This window comes from Exiguobacterium sp. UBA6309 (genome assembly GCF_002439205.1).
Taxonomy (GTDB): Bacteria; Bacillota; Bacilli; order Exiguobacteriales; family Exiguobacteriaceae; genus Exiguobacterium_A.
The window spans coordinates 1-22,811 of record NZ_DJTL01000038.1; the positions used below are offsets into that span (position 1 = coordinate 1).

Genomic DNA, 22,811 nt, shown 5'->3' on the forward strand with positions numbered 1-22,811 from the left:
CGCTTGTTCCTGTAGGAGTGGCGCGAAACGCGTCATTCTTTTTGTTAAAAGATAAGGGTGGCAGATCATCATTCTGCCACCCTTATCTTTGTAGACACTGACTTTTGAGTCAGCCCCTTTATCATACGCTATCTCGATGTAAAACGTTCCAACAAATTCAATAATGGACGATAGCGTTCACCGAGCAAACCGAGCGACTCGACTAAAATATCGAGGACAAGCAGTAACATGACGAGGGAGACAAGTGCCCCAAGTGAGTTCGTCTGAGAAAAGAGAACTGCCGTCATCCCAAAAATTGCACAGAGTCCATAGATGACAAGGACCGCTTGGCGCATTGTAAAGCCAAGATCAAGTAACCGGTGATGCAAATGAGCTTTGTCCGGTGCGAATGGCGGTTTTCCTTGCAACACCCGACGGACGATCGCAAATAACGTATCGGAAATCGGGATACCAAGCAAAATGACCGGGACGGCAAGCGAGAACAGCGTCACGTTCTTGAATCCAAGTAACGACAACACACCGAGCATATACCCGAGGAACAAAGCACCCGTATCGCCCATGAAAATCTTCGCTGGGTAAAAGTTATGGAACAAGAAGCCGAACGTACTCATCAATAAGAGAATCGCGACGATCGTCACGTAGACGTTTCCTTGGATGACGGCAAGACTAATCAATGTCAACAAGACGATACTTGAGACACCGGCTGCTAAACCATCTAATCCATCAATCAAGTTGACGGCGTTCGTGATCCCGATGACCCAAAGGAACGTCAACGGAACACTCCACCACCCGAGATATAATTGTTGGTCGAACGGTAGATTGATGAACTCGATCCGAATCCCACCGTTGAGGACAATGACGGCGGCAACGATTTGCCCCATCAGCTTTAAACGGGCATTGAGCTGGAATCGATCATCAAAGGCACCTGTCAAAATAATAACGAATCCGCCGACTAGAATATGCGTCGCATACGGACTCGAAGGTTGTAAGATAAAATAACCGATCATGAACGCGATATAGATCGCAAGTCCGCCAAGTCGCGGCATGATTCGGACATGTACTTTTCGCGCGTCTGGACTGTCAACGGCACCGACTGCAATCGCAAAGCGTTTCACGACGGGTGTGATCAGTAAGGCGGCGATAAAACAGACGATGGACGCAGTCCATAACATAGTAACATCACGCTCCTGCGCGAATTATATCATAAAAAAAAAGAGCCGACGAGCGGCTCTTACATGAAGATCGGTACTTCAGCAGCTGGATCATATGTATAGATACCGCGTCCAACTTTCTTAATGGCAGGGTTTGCCTGTTCGACTTTCGCCATCAATTGATAGATATTGCTGATTTGATGGCGATAACGTAACTCGAGTTCCATTTGGATATCACGAGCTGTCATCGATTCACGCTCGCGCATTAAATCACTGATTTGGTGCACGTAGACTTCTAGTGGATACCGTTGATTGACGCGACGTTGCTTTAACGGACGCTCATGCGTGACGGCGATTTCTTGCGAATGTTCTCCCGTTCCACGGCTTAATTCCGAGATCAAATACTCGGCGCGACGTTGCAGACGACGGTATTCCTCTTCGATTTCCATTAGTTCGCGGTAGATGTGTTCACTGTTCCCCATTCCTTGCCCCTCTTTCCTATTTTATACATTAATGTTTCATTTGTGTTTCAATTGTATGTATTTTGAAATATATTAATCTATAATTCGCCTCGATAATATATAATTTCTTTAATTATTTAATTATCCTGTAATATTTTCATATCCTTACCGATAAATTGGCTACACTTCATATTAACAGAAAGGAATGAAAACGGAACATATAATTTCGAGATTTAACTATTTTAATAATACTTAAGTTCTATTAATACAAGATATATCTTTCTTATTTTAACGAAAAGGAGACTGGAAATTTAATGGGCAAATTACCTAAAACATTTCAGACCGCTTTAGTACTTTCGTTGGTATCCGGTTGCTTCGCTTCTACTTCTACTGTATCGGCTGCGACCGGCACAACCTTTACGAAAACTTCGTATCAGACGACGGATGCTTTGAATTTACGTAGTTCGAATTCGACCTCTTCGAAGAAACTACTGACGATCCCGAAGACGACGAACGTCACGTCAAACTACCGTAAAGGCTCTTGGTATAAGTTGTCATATAAAGGAAAGACGGGTTATGTGACGGGATCTTACCTGAAAAAGATTGAGAATGGTACGTCCTTTACGAAGACGTCCTATAAGACGACCGATGCGTTGTCCTTACGTAGTGCGGCAACGACGTCTTCTAATCGCTTGTTGACGATTCCTAAAGGGACAGGCGTACAATCGAGTTTTAAAAGCGGAAATTGGTATAAAGTGACCTATGCGAACAAGACTGGTTATGTTTCGGGTTCTTATTTGAAGAAAGTAGCTGCACCAGCTAAAACCACGGTCTATACGACGACCGATCGCTTGAACTTCCGTTCGTCCCCTTCGACGTCCGGGAAAGTACTTACAACGATTCCGAGTGGAACAGCAGTCAGCTCCCTCGCCGTTAAATCGAACTGGCATACGGTGCAGTACCAAGGGAAAACAGGTTATGTCATGGGGACATACTTGAAGAAAGGGACTTCCGTCCCTGCCTCGACGACTGGAAACGTTGACTACAGTGGTTCGAAGATGTATGTCTTGATCTCGTCCGGTAACAGTGTCGCTCTTCGTGCGAATACTTCAACGCTCAGTGGTCAAATCGCCCGTCTCGGTCGGGGGACCCCTGTCGTCGTCACGAATCCGCGGCATCAAACGAAAGGCTTCGTCGCCGTCCGGACAGCGAGTGGTCAAAGCGGTTATGTCGATGCGACGTATCTGACACTGTTCCAACCGGCACCATCAAACCGTCCATTGCTTGTCCTTGACCCGGGTCATGGTGGACATGACGCAGGCGCGGTTCGTTACGGCGTTACGGAACGTGACATCGTCCTTGCAGTCACGAAACAAGTCGCTGAACGTCTTACCGGAAAAGTCGATGTGACGATGTCACGTTATACAAACGATTACTACCCGTCACTTGGAGAACGGAGCGCCCTTGCGAACAGTCATGCGACGACTGCTTTCGTCAGTGTTCATATCAATGCTTCAACGAGTGCACAGGCATATGGAGCAGAGACCTTCTACTATAAGGGTGCTTCTTCGATCAACCTCGCTCAGAACGTTCAGCAACGTCTCGTCTCGTATGCTGGCATGCGTAACCGAAGCGTTCACTATGCGAACTATGCTGTCATTCGCGGCACACAAGCACCGTCGATTCTAGCGGAGCTCGGTTTCCTCTCGAACAGCGCGGATCGTGCGAAACTGACGAATCCGACGTACCAGTCCCGCTATGCTCAGGCGATCGCGGACGGTATCCTCGCTTCACTTTAAATCAACCGCATACCAAAAAGGATCGCTCAGGGAAGCGATCCTTTTTGTATACACATAACTTTCAAGGAATGTCCTTCACCATCAGGGAATGGTTCAGACAAGGGAGCGACTAGCGAGGATTTGCTCAAGGGAAAGCAAATCTGTCGAATCGACACGATAGTCTGCCTCATGGAGTGCCGACTCCGGTCCTACTCCGACGGCATACATGCCGGCAGCGTGAATGGCAGTGATGCCAGCTGTCGCATCTTCTACACCGATGCAACGACTCGGTTCGACGTCGAGTGCTTCTGCAGCACGGAGAAACACTTCAGGGTGTGGTTTCGATTGTGCAACAGTCGCAGCGTCTACGATGTCATCGAAATAGTGTCGAACCTTTAATGCCTCAACGACCATCAGCGCATTTTTAGAGGCGGACGCCATTCCGATTTTCAGCCCAGCGTTTCGGATTTCATCGAGGAATGCAGTGATTCCAGGAAGAAGATCCTGTTCAGAGATATGCTGGATCAATGTGACATAGTGTTCGTTTTTCTTCGCGGCGAGTGCTAGCTTCTCCTCCGCTGAAAAAGCGTTCTGTTTTCCGCCGAGCGCAAGGATCCGCTCGAGTGAATCCATCCGGCTGACACCTTTTAATGTCTCATTGAATTCCCGGTCGAACGGGATATCCAAGTCCTCTCCTAATTGTTTCCACGCTAAGTAGTGATACTCTGCCGTATCGGTAATTACGCCGTCTAAATCAAAAATGACCGCTTCGATCGTTGGTGCCATCCGACATCCATCCTTTCTTCCATCGTCCATGAAAGGCAAGAAATCGAATGACTTTGCGCAAACGATTGCACTTGCCTTATGAATAATTTTACTGGTTCTTCCGAATCTTTGCAAGCGTTATCAAATATTTCTGATTTTCTATTTTCAGACGCAAAACACGACCATTTTGATAACGCTTTCAATTTTAATGGAATGTTTTACTTATTTCGTTTTTTACTATTCGTTTTACAATTTTTAACTGCTATAATGACTTCATAGCATATGAGGGAGTGACGAAGATGTTTCAACGTGTTAAACAGTTGTTGAATGATCAAAGTCGAAGAATTCATCGTTATGAAAAAATCGTAACGACGATCAATAGCTTAGAACGAGAAATGGAGCAAACATCTGATGAAGCGTTACGGGAGTTGACGATTTCGTTACGGGAACGGCTACGAAACGGAGAACGGATTGATGCGATCTCACCAATGGCATTTGCGCTTGTTCGAGAAGCGAGTAAACGAACGCTTGGCTTACGGCATTACGACGTGCAGCTCATGGGCGGACTCGCACTGCTTGAAGGACAAATCGCTGAGATGGCGACCGGTGAAGGAAAGACACTTGTTGCTTCACTCGCGAGCTTCACCCAAGCGTTATATGGAAAAGGTGTTCACGTCATTACCGTCAATGAATATCTAGCACGGCGCGATGCTGAACAAATCGGTCAAATCCATCGTTTTTTAGGACTGCAGGTCGGAATCAACTCCGCTGAAGCCACCTTTGAAGAAAAACGGATTGCTTACGCAGCAGATATTACATACGGTGTCGGGACTGAATTCGGATTCGATTACCTGCGGGATCATCTAATCATGGAGCCAACGGAACGTCTGCAACGGCCCCTGCACTTCGCCTTAATCGACGAAGTCGATAGCATTTTAATCGATGAAGCGAAAACGCCACTCATCATGGCGGAACGAGACAGTGTCCACGAAGGATTACAACAACTCGTCCGTCATGTCGTCCAGACGTTTGAAGACGAGCGGGATTATACGTTTGATGAAGAAATCAAAGCCGTCGCCTTGACCGATCACGGTATTGAGACGATCGAAGAGACGTTCGCGATCGATCATCTGTTTGCCGCCGAGCATTCCGTCCTCTTCCATTACGTCATTCAAGCCTTACGTGCCCATGTCGTTCTCAAACGAGATGTCGATTATATCATCAAGGATCAAAAAATCGCGCTCGTCGACCTCTTCACAGGTCGTCTGATGGAAGGACGCAGTCTATCTGATGGTTTACACCAAGCCCTTGAAGCAAAAGAAGGGGTTCCGGTCACGGAAGAGAACCGGACGACCGCCCAAATCACAATCCAACATTACTTCCGTCTCTATCATCAGGTAGCTGGAATGACCGGTACGGCAGCGACGTCACGGGAAGAATTTCAAAAGACGTACGGTATGGACGTCGTGACGATTCCATCGAACCGCCCGAAAATTCGGATCGATGCAGAGGACGTCGTCTTTGCAACACGCGACGAAAAGCTAGAAGCCATCGCGCTGGCAACAAAATCGGCACACGTCACGGAACGACCGGTTTTAATCGGGACTTCATCGATTGAACAGTCTTTGCGCGTCGCGAAGACACTTGATGCGCATGGACTCACCTACGAGATCCTGAACGCTAAAACCGTCGATCAGGAAGTCCGGATCATTGCGGCTGCCGGACAAGCTGGTCGAATCACGATCGCGACCAATATGGCAGGTCGCGGAACGGATATTTTACTCGATGAAACGGCACGACAACAAGGCGGCTTGTTCGTCATCGGTACCGAACGCCATGAATCGATTCGGATCGACAACCAGTTGCGTGGTCGGGCAGGTCGCCAGGGTGATCCTGGATTGACGCAGTTTTATCTTTCGCTCGAAGATGAACTGCCACGCCGTTTCGCGCGCGATCGCCTCGAGCGTGTGCAACAAAAAGTACGAAACACTGCCGGTCCGCTCACTTCGCGTGACGTCCGGGATCTATTGCAGTTCGCTCAGTCGACATGTGAATCTGTCAACCGAAGTGTTCGGGATGAACTCGTTCAGCTCGAAGAAGTCATCAGTGAACAACGGCAAGCGATCTATCATCTCCGGAATAGAATCGTTGATGCGACGTCACTCGAGGATATCGTTCAGCCATTTGCAGGACGTGTCTTGCCGTCGATCCTCGACCAAACCCTCTCTGACGATCTCGTTCCAGAAGAATGGCCACTGGCTCTCGTCATGACAGAACTCGAGCAACTGTTACATCAACCAGTCACGTTAGAACGACTGGAGACGATCGACGAGATGAAACGACAACTCGAGCCGCTGATTGTTGAAACCGAAGCCCTACTCGTTGCCCATGTCACAGCTGAAAAAGAGACCGTCAAACGTTTCATCCTCCTTGCACTGGACGAGCAATGGACGCGCCACCTGACAGCGATGAACACTTTAAAAGAAGGGATTCATCTCCGCAGTTACGGACAAGAACAACCGGTCCGCATCTTCGAACGGGAAGGCATAGATTATTTTGAATATGCCATTGCAAGTTTCGAGAAACAGGTCCTTTCAGGCATCTGCCGCGCCGAACAGACACACGATAGCGAAGGAGAACTGCACCATGCACACGTCGAATGAAGTGTTCCGTCCCCCGCTCTATTTCACGGAGGACATGCCGATCGTCAAGGAAGATGAATACGTCTTTCGTCACGTCGCGAAACAACTGCCTGATCTAGAAGCCAATCAGATGGCGATCCATCTGTTTCAAGTCTTATCACACTGTCCGCTTCATGTCATCGCCTTGTTCCAAAACACGTTGTCTCGGTCGTTCCACCTGAATGACCTCGTCGTCCTTGCTTTATCCGGTGATGAACTTGTTGCTCGTAAAGTTCTCAGTATCGAGGAGGTCCCGGTCATCCTTCCGATGGCGACGTTACCGCTCTGGTTGACGTTTGAAGAAGACGAATGTTTCGTCGACCTCGAACAGTTGACGGAGCCGCTACAACTCGTCTTCTCAAGCGAGACTCTGACGGAGCTCTTCATCGAAGACGACTCCACGGAACTCGAGCAACGGATGATCCGCCAAGTCGCTTATTCGCATCCGACACCACCCGCAGACGGTTGGTCCCTCTTACCAGTTTCAATCATGCGCGAACTAGACACTGTGACAGCAATCGTTCTCGTCCGTAATGCGAGCGATCAGACGCTGACACTCGAGGCGCTAACGCTTGAACTAATGGATGACGAAACGCCAATCGCAGATGTCACCCATCCCGGACTATCCTTACCCGCTTATAGTCAACAAGCGATCCGTCTCCGTTTTTCCTGCACCGCCCCGCACGTCGATGCTCTCGGACTCCGCTATCTCCCACCTTCTTCATAAAAAAACGTCTCGGCACACAAGATGCCGAGACGTTTTCCTTATCCTTTTAAGAGTCCGATGACACGGACGTTGATTGCTTTTGGTTGGAACGCGAGCATATTTTCCATGTCTTGCGCGATTCGTTCTTGGACTTTTCCAGCTGTCTTGATGATCGACATGCCGTATTTGATATGCACAGATAAACTGACCGTGATGTCGCCGCCGACATCTTCGACTTTTACAAGTTTGACCATCTGTTTTTCCTGTAATTTCGAATCATCTGCTGTAAAGGCAATACCTTCTGTTTCTTGAACGGCTACACCTGCGATGACCTCGATGACTTGTTGCGAGACGTTCACGACACCATCCGCATTATTTAAATTATATGACATACCTTCCACGCCCTTCGTCTAGTAATCCATCTATCTAAAGTGTAATGCATTCCGCTTTATTTTGAAAGGTCTTCCCGCTTCTCGACGATCGGACGAATGTCGATCTCAATCAAAGGACGGAGGACACGGACGACGAGCGGGTGTATGATGATGCCAACGATTAGTAAGGCGACGCCAATCATGATCAGTAAGGCAAGCCATGCTTGCGGAACGAACGCATCCGTTACGTATTGGCGCCACGCCATGACGAAGAAGACGTGAAGCAAGTAGACATAGAGACTGAGTTCCCCTGCTCGCGTGATGAGCGGCAAACGACGCATTGGAATTAACATCATGAAACCGAGCGAAGCCGCAATCGATAAGAGGTAGATGACGCTATGCTTGAGTACACCAACCAACGCGTCACTATCATATTGTTCGACATATGGGAAACGATGCTTGAACGCATTTGCAAAGTCGACGATCTCTTTCGGCGTATCACGCCATGCTTCGAATAACAGGAAGCCCATGACGGCTGCGAACGTGATACCACCAATCAAACGGACGTTCATCCGCCGCTTGAAATTCTTCGGCATCTCGAAAATCCGGATGAACTCGTGCTCCGATAGATAGTTCCCGAGTAAGAAATACGGATAGAACATGATCAACTTGCGAAGTGCTAAGAAGCCCGTGTTCTCAAGCTCGAACCCATATAACAAAGCGAACGCGAGACCAAACCAGACATATCCTCGCAAGCGGACGACATACGGCGTTACGATATACCAGACGACCATAACGAACAGATACCAAAGTGCCCAATACGGACGTAGTAGATGTGTTCCGATATTTTCCCCGGACAACAGTGGTAGTCCTTCTCCAAGTGTCGCCCAAGAACCAATTAAAATTTGCCAGACACAGTAGACGGCAAATAATTGGATGACACGTAAGTATTTATTTTCGCGGAAGAAATAACCGCTTAAGATAATGAATAATGGCATATGAAACGAGTAAATCAACAGATAGACCGTCTCGAGCAACTTTCCATCATAATCAAACCGTAAATCCGTCAGCATGTGACCGATGACGACGAAAATGACAAGAAAACCTTTGATATTATCAAACCAAGGATTCCGATTCATGTTACACTACCCCTTATACTCCCTCGAAAGGAACGAATGTTTATGAAAAAGACACTCCTGATTCTATCCATCGTCTTGAACGTCGTTCTCCTTGCATTGTTACTGGGACGTAAACCGCTCGAAACTTTCGGAAGCGTCTTACCTGCAAAGAGTACGACTCCAGTCACGACATTCCAATACGATAAGAACCCGAACTATGTCCGTTTGAATAGTTTATTCCATACTTATCAATACCCAAAATCAGCGAACGCTGTCATGTTAGGTGACTCGATGACGAATTTTGCCGATTGGCGCATCTTGATGGAGGATCCGACAATCATTAATTTCGGGATTCCTGGCGATACGACAGAAGGCTTTTTGACTCGCCTCGACTTGATTCTCGAGATGAAACCAAAACGCGTCTTCTTGATGGGTGGCATCAATGACATCCGTCACTATACGCCGATTCCACAAATTACCGAGAACATGACGACGATCGTGACGACACTTCGAAAAAATAACATCGACGTCGTCCTCCAGTCAACCGTTCCTGTGGCTCCAAAATATTCGGACTCTGTCCGAATCAATCGTGATGTCGAAGCGTTGAACCGAAATTTACAAAATCTCGCTCAATCGCTTAAAATCCCATTCGTCGACTTGAGACCTGTCTTGACGAACAAACAAGGGTATCTTCAGAATCGCTTGACGTATGATGGATTACACCTCGTCGGTGGGGGTTACCTGCGCTGGAGTGATGCCTTAAAACCTTATGCGTTGCAAACAAACATAACAGCAAACAAATAAGCAATGACGCATTAAAAAAAACGGCTCATCCCGACAATCAGGATGAGCCGTTTTTCGATTCTTAGTCTTCTTGGTTTTTAACACCCATATAAGCTGCAACGCTTGATGCTGAGAAAACAGCAACAGCAACGATTCCGACAGCGATCCAGATAACCTGATCCATCATTTCTTCATATCCCCCTTTATGTAACCGCTCACTTCTACATTTAGCGTACACGAATTTCGTCAAGAAAGAAACACATTTTCCATGTCTAATGACTAGACGATTCGGGAAAAAGTAACTATAGTAAAAGGACAACTATAAATTGTCAGAAAATTCGATTATTTAACAAGGAGGTGTTTCTGATGGCCACTTCATTGCTTACGCCGAAAGTGACGTTACGACATCGAAGTACTCTCAACTTTGGATATTGGCTTGTCATCGGATGCATAGGATGGGTGATGCTTGCCCTCGTCACGAATGTTGGTACCGTTCTTGGTCGTCTTCCTTTATATGAAAGCATTCCCCTCGCGATCCTTGTACTTGGGCTCACAGGTATCGTACTAAAAATGGCGCGTGACGAGTGGTGGATTCATTATCTTGAACGTCAGACCCAGTATTATATCGGACATGAGACCGTCACCAGTTGGTGCACGACGATCGATAGCATGTGGCTGATCCGTAAGACGATGCGTCGTGAACTTCGCCTACTTTACCGGCAGCTCGCTCAGACGAAAGCATCGGAAGAAGTGAAACAGATCCTTGCCCTTCAGCTTGTCGAGCGTGGCGTGCTCATCGTCTACTCCCGTCCAAAAAGTGATCATCCCGCTTGAAACGAAAAGAGGACTGCCCCATTACCTTCTAGAAGAGAAGCAGATGGGACAGTCCTTTTTTAGTGTTTTAACCAATCGGTTGCTGCTTCAATCGTCGGCATGACAAGTTGGTGTCCGTAGTTCGACCATGTGACATCGACTGATGCACCAGCCTCCTTCAAGAGTGCTGACAACTCTTCTGTTTCCTGAGCGGGACAGATTGGATCATTACTACCGGCTCCGATGAACACACGAACGTTTGATAAGTCCGGTAACGTCACACCGCGACGTGGTACCATCGGATGCAGTAAGATGGCTTGTTTAAATAGCGCTTCTTCAAACAACATGTTCGCTGCGATGTTGGCCCCGTTCGAATAACCGACCGGAATCAGGCGATCGAGTGCGAAGTCATGTTCCGCTGCTTGTTCCTGTAAAAATTGAATCAATCGTGCTGTCCGTAAAGCGAGATCTTCTTCATCGAAGACGCCTTCTGCGAGCCGTTTGAAGAAACGTGGCATCCCGTTTTCCGAGACTTCTCCACGGACAGACAAGTAACCGGCTTCCGGATCAAGCAGCGAGATGAGTCCGACGAGGTCTTGTTCCGTTCCGCCTGTGCCGTGTAAGAGTAAAAAGATCGGTGCATCCATTGTTTTTGGTGCTTGATATAAATGAATCATATGAGTCTCCCCTTCGGTACTGTAATAGGTGTTACGTGATTCGTGATCGCGGTGCGATGCGCTTCAAATTGTTCCGGTAACTTCAAGTCTTCTCCAAGCATCTCGAAGTCCTCATCGATCGCGAACCCTGGATTGTCAGTTGCGATTTCATGCAATATTCGACCTCGATCATGGAAATAGATCGACGTGAAATAATTGCGATCTTTTACTTCAGTCGTCTGCAAACCGAACGCGTTGATCGCCTTCATCCAGTCGAGTTGTTCCTCTTGATCGGTTGCGCGCCAGGCGATGTGGTGAACGGTTCCCGTACCCGGACGACCAACCGGCATCTGACCATGTACGACATCAATGACATTTCCAAACTCCCCTTCCGCAATGTACCGGTCAACGGTCTCCGTCCGTTTACTGAGGATGAGCCCTAATGTATCGGTCAGTAATTTGGCTGTGTCTGATGGATCTCGCGACAGTAATGTCGCTCCCGCAAATCCTTTGATGGCGACGTCACGCGTGACACCGTCGATTTCATAGCGACTGCCTCGTCCCGCCTTGCGTTCGACGAGCTCGATTTGAAGACCATGTGGATCTTCGAACGCGATCTGTTGCTCTCCGAAACGAACTGTTTCTTCAAACGAGACGTTCTTTTGCGTCAGCCGTGCTTTCCAGAAATCCGATGCACCGACCGGAATCGCATAAGCTGTCGTTCCGACCTGTCCGGCACCGACCTGTCCTCTCGCCATGCCTTCAAATGGGAAGAACGTGATGATCGTTCCGGGTGCACCAGACTCGTTTCCAAAGTAAAAATGGTACGTCCCTGGATCATCGAAGTTGACCGTTTTTTTGACGAACCGTAGTCCGAGAATCGTCCCGTAAAAATCAAGATTTTCTTGAGGATCGCCGACCATTGCTGAGATGTGATGGATACCTTGCGTTTTCATAAAACAGGTTCCTCCTTCAATCGTTACTGTTAACACAATAATAGTAACTAATGAACAAAAAGTAAACTAATTAGACTTGTTTCCATTTCCCCTGGAACCTTTACCCAATTTTGACCGTAGGACACTATGTAACAATGGTACACTTGTCGTGCAACAGACATCTTTATGAGGAGGTTCTTATGTTAGAAATCAAACACATCACGAAGCGTTTCGGCGATTTCACTGCCGTTGATGCGTTGACGATCGAAGTGCCACGCGGACAAATCTTTGGTTTGCTTGGTGCGAACGGTGCCGGCAAGACAACGACGTTCCGGATGCTACTCGGTCTACTCCAACCGACCGAAGGTTCGATCACATGGAATGGAGAGCGTATTCCGACTTCAAAGATTGGATATCTTCCGGAAGAACGCGGATTGTATCCGAAAGTCCGAGTCGACGAACAACTCTTATTTCTTGCTGAACTCCGCGATATGAAACGGAAGGATGCAAAACGAGCACTGACCGAATGGCTCGAGTATTTCCAAATTCCTCAATATGAAAAAATGCGTGTCGAACAACTCTCAAAAGGAAACCAACAAAAAATCCAGTTGATCTCCGCCGTCCTACATAAACCTGAACTGCTGATTTTAGATGAACCATTTAGCGGACTCGATCCAGTCAATGCGGAACAATTAAAACGTGCCGTTAAAAAATTGACCGTCGATGGAACGACGATCGTCTTCTCGAGTCACCGAATGGATCATGTCGAAGAACTCTGCGAGCATGTTGCGATTCTCGATCATGGTAAGCCCGTCGTCGCTGGTTATCTTCCTGATATCAAGGCGAGCTATGGGAAGACCCGTGTCCTCTTGACGACGGATGCCCCACCACTCCTATGGGATAGCTTACCGGGTGTCCTTCAAGTTGAGTCGGACAATAATGGGCATGTCGTCCAAGTTTCTTCAAAAGAAACCGCTGACCAACTTCTCCAACATATCGTCAGTGAAGGACATCATGTTGATCGTTTCGTCTGGGATCAATTATCCTTGCAGGATATCTTCATCGAGGAGGTCGGAAAACGTTATGAACCGTAAATTCCTGACTTTATATCGCTTCAATCTATTACAGAAACTACGTGCCAAAAGCTTTTTGATCTCAACTGTTCTGATGGTCCTGTTTCTCGTCGGCTTCGGCAATATCGAACGGATTCTCGACTGGTTCTCGGGTGACGATCCGAAAGTCGCCCTCGTCAGTGAATTATCGACAGACCTTCGCCCTGCCTTGAAAAAGGCTGGTGTCACCTCAGACATCACACCGAAGGAGTATACGGTCGCAGAAGCACGTAAAGCGGTCGATCGAGGCACGTTTGACGTCGTAGCGATTGTCCAAGATTCTTATGACGTGACGCTCGTTAGTGCTAGTCCTGAATCCGAGTTACAGACACAAGTCGCGACGGTCGTCAAACAAGTCCGTGATCAAGCGGTCATCACGGATGCGAAGATTGACCCGAACGTTCTTGCGTCACTCGCTAAACCCGTTCCCGTCAAACAAGAGTTGACGTCGACAGGTGGAAAAAGTGAAGACGAACTCTTTGCTGCCTCGGCGCTCGTCTATGTATTGTTGTTTTTGATGTACTTCACGATCGCGATCTACGGTGGAATGATCGTCACGGAAATCGCGAATGAAAAATCATCACGGGTCATGGAGTTGCTGATCTCTGCGGCGAGTCCGATCCAGCACATGCTCGCGAAGATTCTTTCAATCGCTACCGTCAGTCTCGTACAATTATCGATTCTCGTCGGTGTCGGCTACTACAGTGCTCAAAACAGTAGTTTATTCAATCAGTTATCACTCGACTCCTTAAGTGCCCGAACAATCATTTATCTGTTCGTCTTCTTCTTGCTTGGATACTTCCTATATGCCACGTTACTTGCAGCACTCGGTTCGCTCGTCAGTCGGGTCGAGGATGCGCAGCAAGTGACGTTACCGGTCATCTTGTTAATCGTTGCTGCCTTCATGATTTCGATGTTCAGTCTGAATGCACCGACGAACCAAGCCGTCGTCGTCCTGTCATTCGTGCCGTTCTTCACACCGATGGTCATGTTCCTGCGCGTCATGTTGACCGATGTACCGCTATGGCAAGTGTCAATTTCGCTCATCTTGATGCTGATCAGCATCTCGCTTGCCTTATTCGTCGGAACAAAATTCTACCGTGGTGGTGTTCTGTTCTATGGATCGAATCCACTCAAACAGTTGCGCCGGATCTTAAGCGGTCGCCGGTAACAGTTTACAAGACGAATCGTTTCCGCTATCGTTAGGTGAGAAAAAGCCTTTAGGAGGAACTACGTTATGCGGTCTCGTTTTTGGGCAGCGATCCTTTTCACAGCTGCTGCCATGGTCTCGTCACTTGTCATGTTCACGAAATTCCCGCAAGCGAGTGCGACATGGGAACTCGTCATTGCCTATGGAGGCATGGCGTTCGTCTCTAGCCTCTTTTGCTGGTCCTTCGTCGCGGTGCGCCGCCAGTCTTCCCGTTTATACGGTAGCTGGGTTGGTGTCTTCATCGCCGGATTGACTGTCTTCCTTGTCTGTCTCGCGCGATTCGTCTTGCGTGGTGATGTGATGATGATTTTCAAGTGGCAAGCGATGCTCGGTAGCTTAACTCTCAATTTCGGCTATGTCGGTTGGGTACTCGTCATTGCGAATGCGATCATCGGTTTCATCATCGGTCGGACACGTCAAAAGACGCGTCGTCCACGTCCGATGCCACAACGTCAATAAAAAAGTCGCTGTCTTCTGAACGTCAATCAGAAGATAGCGACTTTTTTTCATTTTCGGTGATAACGAGAGCGGCTTTTCCGGTCGCTATAATCCGCATAATAAGTTGAACTGGGCAAAGAAATCCCGTCCGTCATACGATCGAGGTATTCATCCAGTTGCATCATCGATGGTAATTTATCCTCAAATAACTCATACGTCTCTTCAGCTTGATCGCGTTGCAACTCTCCTGCTTCCATCACGGCCTCGACGAGCTCATGAAAGATCCGTTGCTCAGTGGCACTCATCGTCTGCTCGATCCGTTTGACATCCTCATCATACATTAAATCAAACAGACGCATTCGCTCCTCGAGCTGTTCCTCAACCCACGTTCCGTCTTGTCCGAGCGTCTGTTCATAAGCAAGCTTCATCTCTTCGAGCGGTGTGTTCTGTTGCATGATGAACTTTAACGATTCTCCCGTCCAGATATGCCGTGCCAAATAACTGGCATCGATGTTCAAGACGTCCGCTAATGCTTCGATGTAGGGTTTAGTTGGATAGACTTCGCTGAGTTCCGTCCGACGGATGAAATACGGTGCGACACCGAGGCGTTCAGCCAATTGTTCGATCGTAATCCCGGCACGCTCTCGTAAGATACGGATCCGGTCACCGTAACCCCGATATGGTGAATGGTCTAGCATACGATTCCCTCCCTTGTTCCTATGGTATCATCATACCCTTGAATCCGGTGTCGGATACATCGAACTTTTGGATGAATTCCGGAACAGATGGCGTGGGTAGCGTAACCAAATCGGTAAGACACTTAAGAAGTATCCGATCGTGACGATACTGATCCAAAATGCGGCTAAGTCGAGGAATGACCCGACCTGTAGTCCGGCTCGGGTCACGACGACTTGGAACAATAAGAAAGCATGAAAAACCGAGATCAGGTACGGAATGAGTAAGACCGCACCATACTTCATGAGCAAGTAACGGCGGATATTCCCGGAACCGAACCCTAACGCAAACAATGTCTTCATTCGTTTTTGTTCTTGTTCCGCTGTCATCTGCATCCACACATGCAGGAAACTTGCATTGATGACGAACAACCAGATCGTCAGGAGGATGACGACGAACGTGACGAGGCGCACGATCCGGATGCCGTCGATCTCATCCTCCGTCTCATTGATCAACTGATAAGGAACCGACTGTTTTTCATCTAGCTTTGCTGCAGACTGGATGTTGCGGACGATCTTCATCCACTGTTCCCAGTCCTTTGTTCCGTAATCATGATAGGCTGGCGTATCAAAGACGACGATTTGACGGACAGGTTGCTTCAGTGTTTGAAAGACGGCATCACTGACGACGAACATCGTCTTGATCCGGTAGTTGTAACCGAAGACTAAATCATGGGAAGCAGCGGGAAGCAATTCAAAGCCGGCTTTTTCCATCTCCTGTTTCGCTTTTTTCATCGTCGGCGTGTTCTCTTCCAGTTGTACTGGACGTGCCGGTACGAAGAAACTCTGTCGACCGGTCGCTGTCCGCTCCTGAAAATGCAGTTGACGCATCATCTTGTTGTACGCTGAAATCGGTAAGAGCACCCGTGTTCCATCTGCCTTCACTTGAATATCTTGTTGGTAGCGATCCGGGAACGCCTTGGTCATCGTCTGCTTGATATCCTTCAATCGTTTCGTCGGCTGAGCGGACTCTTCATAATAGACGAGACCGAATTGGTTTTGTGACGATAAATCGAGTCCGACCAATTGAAATAAGAAAACGAGACCGACTGCTGTCAGCGCACACGATGTCAGAATCGTTCCGAGGGCAATGAGCGTACTATTCGTTCGCAATTGATTGGCGATTTCCGAGACGATCAGCTTCCGCAGCGACAAGCGACATGGTCGATATAACTTGGTCAACCATGGTAAGACATATCGACAAATAAAAAACGATCCGATGAAGATGACAAGTGGGAAAAATATATAAAATCCTTCCGTCCGAACAAATGCTAAGGCATAACCATAGATCAACAGGAGTAACGCTCCGATTTGCGTCAGAATCCAGACTCGTTTTCGAAATAGCGAACGGGAACGAGTCGGTCGATCGGGACGAAAGCGGTAGATCGCAAGGACCGTTGCCGTCAGCAAAACAAGGAAAGCGCCACCGATCAAAGCAAGAATCGCATAAAAGGATAATTCGAATTCGATTGCTGGTAAGAACATGACCTTGACAACGGACAGCAACAGCATCTTCGTCAAGACATTACCTAGAATCATCCCCGCAGTGATGGCTAGACCACCAACGATCAAGACTTCAATTAAGAAATACTTTAAGAAGTGTGACAATCCACTGCCAAGCGTCCGCATCGTCCGCAAATCATTCTTACGGTGCTCAAGCATCGTATAGGTCGTCGAATAGATGAACAGGACACTGAAGAATAGGATGATCAGCTCCGCGATGAAGACGAAGAAAATCGTCATCTCGATGACTTGATTCAATTGACTGAGGATTTTAGCGACGTTTTGGAACGATCCATTCGTCAACAAGTTCCAATAACTCGTCACGATCGTCATCGCGATGATGATCGTCAAGGCATAGCCATAATACAACCGCTGATAACGCCGGATGTTACGTAGGGCGTATTGCAGATAATTGATGCTCATCCCCTCCTAGCAGCGATAGTGATTCGATGACCCGTTGGAAAAAGATACGGCGCGGTTCATCGCGGAACAACTCCGTTTGAATACTACCGTCTTTTAGGAACAAGACATGATTACAATACGACGCGACTTGTGGATCGTGTGTCACGATGACCATCGTCATCCCCGTCGCGTTCAACTCGGCTAGGACATCCATGACGTGTTTCGTTGCTTGGAAATCGAGTGCTCCCGTCGGTTCATCCGCAAGCATCAGACGTGGTGTATGGATCAGGGCGCGACCGATCGCTGTCCGTTGCCGCTGTCCACCACTGACCTCATCGACCTGTTTATCAAGTAGATCATCAATTTGTAGACGACGCGCCAACTCTTCCATCTCATCTCGCGCGAGCTTTGCTTTTTTCCTTGATAGCATTAAGGGGACGAGCATGTTCTCGCCGAGCGTCAAGGAATCGAGTAAATTGAATTCCTGAAAGATGATGCCGAGCGTCTCGCGCCGGAAACGTGTCATCTCTTTTCGTTTGAACGTCGCCGTATCGACGCCGTCAATCAGAATCGATCCCCAACTTGGTTCGTCGAGTGTCGCAAGCAAGTTGATCAGCGTCGATTTGCCACTACCGGACGGTCCCATGACCGCAACCATTTCGCCCTCTTCGACTCGGAAATTCACATCCGTCAACGGTTGCTCCGTCACTTTTCCGGGATAGACCTTCCCTAATTGCTTGACCTCAATCATGTGCGCGACCTCCTACTAATCGAATCCGGCATGTCGTGCCGACACCTTCCTCACTCTCGAGTTCAATCTCATGCCCGAGCTTCAAGCAGACTCGCTGGACGAAATACAATCCCATTCCGGTCGATTCCCCGTAACGTCGTCCGTTTTCACCAGTGAAGAACGCATTAAAGACACGTGGTACGTCTCGTCTTGGGATTCCGACACCGTCGTCTTGAACCGAAAGGACGACTTGCCCCTTTGTCACCTCTGCCGTCAGAACGACTTCTCGACCATGTCCTGTCGTATACTTGATGGCGTTCGTCACGAGCTGTAAGACGAGGAAACGAAACCACTTCGCATCCGTGTAAACATACACGTCTTCAGCGATATCGAGTTTCGGAAAGACCTGATTTTTAACGAATAATCGTTTTTCTTGATTGATGATGCTCGTGACGAGCGGCTTCAGTGCCAATCGTTCTGCCTTCAAATCCGTCTCGATTGCTTCTAAACGCGACGAATAGAGCATCTGGTCGAGTCCACTACGCAACCGATCGACCTCTTGCCGTAAATCAGCTTGATACTGTTCTCCTGGATGTTCGAGAATCAGCTCAATGACGGATAACGGTGTCTTCATCTGGTGAATCCATTGGTCGACATACCGATGGCGTTCCTTTTCCTTTCGTCGCTCAGCGAATAAACTGTTCCGAAACAATGTCTGTTGCCGCTCTAAAAATTGTTCGACGGCAACGGAAATCGGTTCTTCACTATCACTGCGAATCGGTTCTGCGACCGATTGAACTGGCTGTTGCATCCGTCGTAGCAATGGAAGCATGCTGAAGAAACGATAACTGAGATAAATCAAAAGACCGATACTGTTCAAGAGTACGATATAAAAGAATGCTGCTGGGCGATAAAGATCATAGAGCCATAAGACGGCATATAAAATCAGCATTTGTCCGGTAAAGAAGATGATGCCTGGTATCGCGTGCCGTAAAAAGAGCTTCATGGTTCAAGAACCAGTTTATAACCGACGCCTCGCACCGTCTCAAGTCCAGCGACACCGATCTCGGCAAGCCGTTTGCGGACACGCGTGATATTGACGTTCAACGTATTCTCATCGACGAACGCCTCGTCATCCCAAATCCGTTCGAGTAAATCGCCACGACTGACGATTCGTGGACTTGCCGTCAGCAGCATCTCAAGAATCAGTCCCTCTTTTTTTGACAGCTCGATCGACTGTTCCCCGTACTCGACGATATAACGGTCCAAGTACAGCGTGACACCTTCTTTTGTCACCGTCCGCTCATCCGTTTCGTTCGACAGCGTGCCATAGGCTCGGCGAATCTGACTTTTAATCTTCGCGATGACGACCGCTCCTTGGAACGGTTTGACGATGTAATCATCCGCTCCGTATTCGAGCGCCATGACTTGATCCATCTCCCCGACCCGTGCCGAGATGAAGAGGATCGGCGCCCGTGTCTTCATACGCAATTGCCGGCACCAATAAAAACCGTCAAACTTCGGCAAATTGACATCTAATAGAATGACGTCCGGATTCGTCTCTTCATAGACCGCGACGACATCTCCTCGTCCATCTTCAACGACGACTCTAAAATCATAGCGTTCGAGTAGTTCTTTCAATAATGTGGCAATCTTCATATCATCTTCGACTAATAAAATCGTATGCATCGTTCATGTCAACTCCTTCTCCCTTTATCATAACGAACTCAAAAAGGACTGGAAACGATTATTCCGTTTCCAGTTCTGTGTACCCCTATTTAGTTCATCCCGTCACGATGCGGCGGTAAGCACGGACCGTGACGATATAGTAGATCAGATAGACGATCGTATAACAAACAATCGCAAGTAATGTCGGACGAACGATGTTGTAGTTCAACAGTTTCTGCAAGACTTGCATCGCAACTAAACTATGAACGAGTCCGAGCACGTACGGTAAGGAGAAGACGAATCCGACAAGGCGCCGGATGATGCCTGTCTGTTCCTTCTCATCCACACCGATCTTCTGGATGATTGCAAACCGTTGTTTCGATTCTTCTGCTTCCGCGAGCATCTTGAAGTAGATGATCGAACCCGTCGCAAGCAAGAAGACGAGACCGAGGAAGCCGGCAGCAAACGCGAGTAAGCCGGTCGTTGCCGTCGTCATCGTATAGACCGGATAGTACGCTGCCATTTCTGTATCCGCTTGTTTTCCATACAGTTGCGTTAATTGCTTTATCAGTCCATCGTCATGACGTTCATCCGAAAACTGATAATTCGTCAGCATAAAACCTTTTTCCGGCATCTTTGCAAACGCATCGTCGTTTACGACGAAGGCAAGCCGCTGTTTCTCATAAAGTTGAGCGATTGGTAAATTCGTCGCAGCGGTGATGCGAAAGGACTCATGGACATCCTTGATTTTGACACCGACCGGCGATTTGACTTTCATCTTCAACAAATCGTTTCCTTTAAATGTTTCAAGGACGATTGCTTCGCCTCGTTTTGGTTCTTTGATGACCGTTTTCCCATTCGCTTTCGCGAGCTTGACGTAGTCCGAATAGTTGACGTAGCTGAATTGTCCCGGCTGGTCTTCATACGCATACGTCGCGTAGTAACGTGTAAACGTCAGAGGATTCGGAAGCTCAGTCATCTTGTGATCGACGTTCTTGACGTTGACCATCGTCCGGCTGTCGATCTTCTGGTCGGACTTTGCAATCAGCTGTTCCGCTTCCGCTTGTTTACTCGCAATTGACAGACTGTACGGGACTTGCTCCTCGACAGTCTGATCGATGAAGTAATAGATCGATGTCGCTGTACCGACCGTCGTCAATGTCACGGCAGTAATGACCGTGATCGTCGATAGCATGACAGCGTTCGATTTGATTCGTGACAGCAATTGTCCGTGCAGAATCAAATTCGTTCCTTTGAAATGTCGCGCTTGATTACTTAAGAGGCGTAATAAGAAGATCGTGAAGTAACTCATCGTTCCAAATGTCCCGAGGATCACACACAGCATCAAGAGCGGTGCGACAATCGTAAAGTGATCCATCAACGGTTGTCCCGTCAAATAGTAACCGATACCAATCAAAACGACCGAAAGCACGGCTAGGATCGGATGGACTTTCGGAAGGGATTCTGCTTGTTGCTCTGCCTTGAACAATTCAATCAATGTAAAACGATAGATCGTCCGGGCTGAACGTAAGGCAATGATCAGGAAGATCAAAAGGAAGACGCCGATCGTCTGCATGACGGAAGCCCCGCTGATCGTAAAGGTCGCATCGACTCGCATCGCCATGACGGAAGCCAGCAACTGTACGAAATATTTCGATGCGACTGTTCCAATCGCAATCCCGAGGATTAGACCGATCACTCCATACCCCATCGTCTCAAGGAAGATCAGTCGGGCAATCTGTCCCCGCTCTAAACCGAGCAATGCATAGAGACCGATTTCCTGCTTACGGCGGCGTAAGAAGAAGTCACTTGAATACCAGATGAAGATAGCAGAGAAAAGCGCTAGAATCACACTTGCTCCAGTAAAGACCGTTCCTAATTTTCCGTACAATTCATTCGCCTGAAGCATCGCTTCGTTTGATCGAATCGCAAGGAACGTGTAGTAAATGAGAATCGCGAACGTGACCGCACCGAGGTACATCACGTTTTGACGGATGTTTTTTAGATTTTGAAACGCCAGTTTAGACAAACTCACGGACGGCACCTCCGAGTTCGCGTTGTACTTCCATGATCTGCTCGAAAAAATCCTTCTGTGAACCGAAGCGATGGACTTCCTTGAACAGCTCTCCATCCTTGACGAACAGAATTCGTTCTGCATAAGACGCCGTCATCGGGTCGTGTGTCACCATTAAGATCGTCGCGCCTTCATCGTTTAGTGACTGCATCGCTTCAAGCAATCCTGTCGCTGACTTTGAATCAAGCGCACCGGTCGGTTCATCCGCTAAGATGAGTGACGGGTCATGAATGATCGCACGGGCGGCAGCCGTCCGTTGTTTTTGTCCTCCCGATAGTTCGACCGGACGTTTATCGAGTAGGTCCTGGATACCGAGTTGATGCGCCACACGATCGACACGCTCTAAGATCATCTTTTTATCGACGTTCGCGAGTGAGAGCGGTAAGGCAATGTTTTCCCGGACCGTCATTGTATCGAGGAGATTGAAATCCTGGAAGATGAAGCCAAGTTGTTCCCGGCGAAAGCGAGCCAATTGTTTTTCCTTCATCGCCGTCACGTCTGCTCCATTGATTAAAATCGATCCGTCCGTCGGCTGATCGATTGTCGACAGCAGATTAAGCAACGTCGATTTCCCGGCACCGGACGGTCCCATGATACTGACGAATTCCCCTTCATGGACACTGAGCGTCGTCGGACGTAGTGCTTCGTGGCGTGCCGTTTTCGTGTAATAGGTTTTTGTGATTTGTTCTGCTCGTAAGATTGCTTTCATCTGTAATGCCTCC

The 22,811-nt window shown here is 48.1% G+C and carries 22 protein-coding genes; 8 read left to right on the plus strand and 14 right to left on the minus strand.

The annotated features are described in order from the left end of the window. Positions 1-128: 128 nt before the first annotated feature. A complete protein-coding gene (locus B3M90_RS13225) occupies positions 129-1,172 on the minus strand; it encodes a glycosyltransferase family 4 protein (RefSeq protein WP_035410148.1) in 1,044 nt (347 codons plus the stop codon). A 59-nt stretch (positions 1,173-1,231) separates the two neighbouring features. Continuing rightward, entirely contained in the window at positions 1,232-1,633 is a 402-nt protein-coding gene (locus B3M90_RS13230; RefSeq protein WP_035410150.1) for a hypothetical protein, read from the minus strand. 293 nt (positions 1,634-1,926) lie between these two features. Between B3M90_RS13230 and B3M90_RS13235 the strand changes: the two genes are divergently transcribed. Further along, positions 1,927-3,411 (plus strand): N-acetylmuramoyl-L-alanine amidase, encoded by a 1,485-nt coding sequence (locus B3M90_RS13235; RefSeq protein WP_290784417.1) that lies wholly within the window; start codon positions 1,927-1,929, stop codon positions 3,409-3,411. 93 nt (positions 3,412-3,504) lie between these two features. On the opposite strand, the gene pgmB is transcribed toward B3M90_RS13235, so the two are convergent. Next, positions 3,505-4,176 (minus strand): beta-phosphoglucomutase, encoded by a 672-nt coding sequence (gene pgmB, locus B3M90_RS13240; protein WP_214727696.1) that lies wholly within the window; start codon positions 4,174-4,176, stop codon positions 3,505-3,507. A gap of 278 nt (positions 4,177-4,454) precedes the next feature. Between pgmB and secA2 the strand changes: the two genes are divergently transcribed. Together secA2 and B3M90_RS13250 are read left to right on the plus strand one after the other, a co-directional pair. Continuing rightward, positions 4,455-6,818, plus strand: a complete 2,364-nt coding sequence (gene secA2, locus B3M90_RS13245; RefSeq protein WP_290784419.1) for an accessory Sec system translocase SecA2 — start codon at positions 4,455-4,457, stop codon at positions 6,816-6,818. Beyond that, complete coding sequence (locus B3M90_RS13250; RefSeq protein ID WP_214852421.1) at positions 6,802-7,563, plus strand: SLAP domain-containing protein; 762 nt, start codon at positions 6,802-6,804, stop codon at positions 7,561-7,563. The genes secA2 and B3M90_RS13250 overlap by 17 nt, the downstream gene beginning before the upstream one ends. A 38-nt stretch (positions 7,564-7,601) precedes the next feature. Here B3M90_RS13250 and B3M90_RS13255 read toward each other — a convergent pair whose 3' ends face one another. Both B3M90_RS13255 and B3M90_RS13260 read right to left on the minus strand, forming a co-directional pair. Next, positions 7,602-7,934, minus strand: a complete 333-nt coding sequence (locus tag B3M90_RS13255) for an Asp23/Gls24 family envelope stress response protein (RefSeq protein WP_029342549.1) — start codon at positions 7,932-7,934, stop codon at positions 7,602-7,604. 56 nt (positions 7,935-7,990) lie between these two features. Next, positions 7,991-9,052, minus strand: a complete 1,062-nt coding sequence (locus B3M90_RS13260; RefSeq protein WP_214852419.1) for an acyltransferase family protein — start codon at positions 9,050-9,052, stop codon at positions 7,991-7,993. Positions 9,053-9,094: 42 nt separating this feature from the next. Here B3M90_RS13260 and B3M90_RS13265 point away from each other — a divergent pair, with 42 nt between their 5' ends. Together B3M90_RS13265 and B3M90_RS13270 are read left to right on the plus strand one after the other, a co-directional pair. After that, the gene (locus B3M90_RS13265; protein WP_214852417.1) at positions 9,095-9,835 is read left to right on the plus strand and encodes an SGNH/GDSL hydrolase family protein; all 741 of its coding nucleotides are present in this window, start codon (positions 9,095-9,097) and stop codon (positions 9,833-9,835) included. A 345-nt stretch (positions 9,836-10,180) separates the two neighbouring features. Next, positions 10,181-10,648: a hypothetical protein gene (locus B3M90_RS13270; protein ID WP_035410169.1), complete on the plus strand. Its 468-nt coding sequence runs from the start codon at positions 10,181-10,183 to the stop codon at positions 10,646-10,648. 59 nt (positions 10,649-10,707) lie between these two features. Here the strand turns inward: B3M90_RS13270 and B3M90_RS13275 are convergent, their stop codons facing one another. Together B3M90_RS13275 and B3M90_RS13280 are read right to left on the minus strand one after the other, a co-directional pair. Beyond that, on the minus strand, positions 10,708-11,304 hold the full coding sequence (locus tag B3M90_RS13275; protein ID WP_290784423.1) for an alpha/beta hydrolase: 597 nt from the start codon (positions 11,302-11,304) through the stop codon (positions 10,708-10,710). Then, entirely contained in the window at positions 11,301-12,239 is a 939-nt protein-coding gene (locus B3M90_RS13280; protein ID WP_290784425.1) for a VOC family protein, read from the minus strand. Before B3M90_RS13280 ends, B3M90_RS13275 begins: the two co-directional genes overlap by 4 nt. Before the next feature lie 179 nt (positions 12,240-12,418). On the opposite strand from B3M90_RS13280, the gene B3M90_RS13285 reads away from it, so the two are divergent. The 3 genes from B3M90_RS13285 to B3M90_RS13295 all read left to right on the plus strand — a co-directional run bounded on the left by B3M90_RS13285 (position 12,419) and on the right by B3M90_RS13295 (position 14,999). Beyond that, positions 12,419-13,312, plus strand: a complete 894-nt coding sequence (locus tag B3M90_RS13285; RefSeq protein WP_035410178.1) for an ABC transporter ATP-binding protein — start codon at positions 12,419-12,421, stop codon at positions 13,310-13,312. Continuing rightward, positions 13,302-14,501 carry an ABC transporter permease gene (locus B3M90_RS13290; RefSeq protein WP_290784427.1) on the plus strand — a complete coding sequence of 400 codons (1,200 nt, stop codon included), beginning with the start codon at positions 13,302-13,304 and terminating at the stop codon, positions 14,499-14,501. Before B3M90_RS13285 ends, B3M90_RS13290 begins: the two co-directional genes overlap by 11 nt. Positions 14,502-14,567: 66 nt before the next feature. After that, positions 14,568-14,999, plus strand: coding sequence for a hypothetical protein (locus B3M90_RS13295; RefSeq protein WP_290784429.1), 432 nt, complete (start codon positions 14,568-14,570; stop codon positions 14,997-14,999). 47 nt (positions 15,000-15,046) lie between these two features. Here the strand turns inward: B3M90_RS13295 and B3M90_RS13300 are convergent, their stop codons facing one another. The 7 genes from B3M90_RS13300 to B3M90_RS13330 all read right to left on the minus strand — a co-directional run bounded on the left by B3M90_RS13300 (position 15,047) and on the right by B3M90_RS13330 (position 22,798). Further along, complete coding sequence (locus tag B3M90_RS13300; RefSeq protein WP_290784431.1) at positions 15,047-15,676, minus strand: helix-turn-helix domain-containing protein; 630 nt, start codon at positions 15,674-15,676, stop codon at positions 15,047-15,049. A gap of 30 nt (positions 15,677-15,706) precedes the next feature. Continuing rightward, positions 15,707-17,638, minus strand: coding sequence for an ABC transporter permease (locus B3M90_RS13305; RefSeq protein WP_290784433.1), 1,932 nt, complete (start codon positions 17,636-17,638; stop codon positions 15,707-15,709). Further along, positions 17,604-18,368, minus strand: coding sequence for an ABC transporter ATP-binding protein (locus B3M90_RS13310; RefSeq protein ID WP_050678755.1), 765 nt, complete (start codon positions 18,366-18,368; stop codon positions 17,604-17,606). Before B3M90_RS13310 ends, B3M90_RS13305 begins: the two co-directional genes overlap by 35 nt. After that, positions 18,361-19,353, minus strand: coding sequence for a sensor histidine kinase (locus tag B3M90_RS13315; protein WP_290756800.1), 993 nt, complete (start codon positions 19,351-19,353; stop codon positions 18,361-18,363). Before B3M90_RS13315 ends, B3M90_RS13310 begins: the two co-directional genes overlap by 8 nt. Continuing rightward, the gene (locus B3M90_RS13320; protein ID WP_047393119.1) at positions 19,350-20,036 is read right to left on the minus strand and encodes a response regulator transcription factor; all 687 of its coding nucleotides are present in this window, start codon (positions 20,034-20,036) and stop codon (positions 19,350-19,352) included. Before B3M90_RS13320 ends, B3M90_RS13315 begins: the two co-directional genes overlap by 4 nt. A gap of 94 nt (positions 20,037-20,130) precedes the next feature. Continuing rightward, complete coding sequence (locus tag B3M90_RS13325) at positions 20,131-22,050, minus strand: ABC transporter permease (RefSeq protein WP_290784435.1); 1,920 nt, start codon at positions 22,048-22,050, stop codon at positions 20,131-20,133. Further along, a complete protein-coding gene (locus B3M90_RS13330) occupies positions 22,037-22,798 on the minus strand; it encodes an ABC transporter ATP-binding protein (RefSeq protein ID WP_290784438.1) in 762 nt (253 codons plus the stop codon). Before B3M90_RS13330 ends, B3M90_RS13325 begins: the two co-directional genes overlap by 14 nt. Positions 22,799-22,811: the final 13 nt, after the last annotated feature.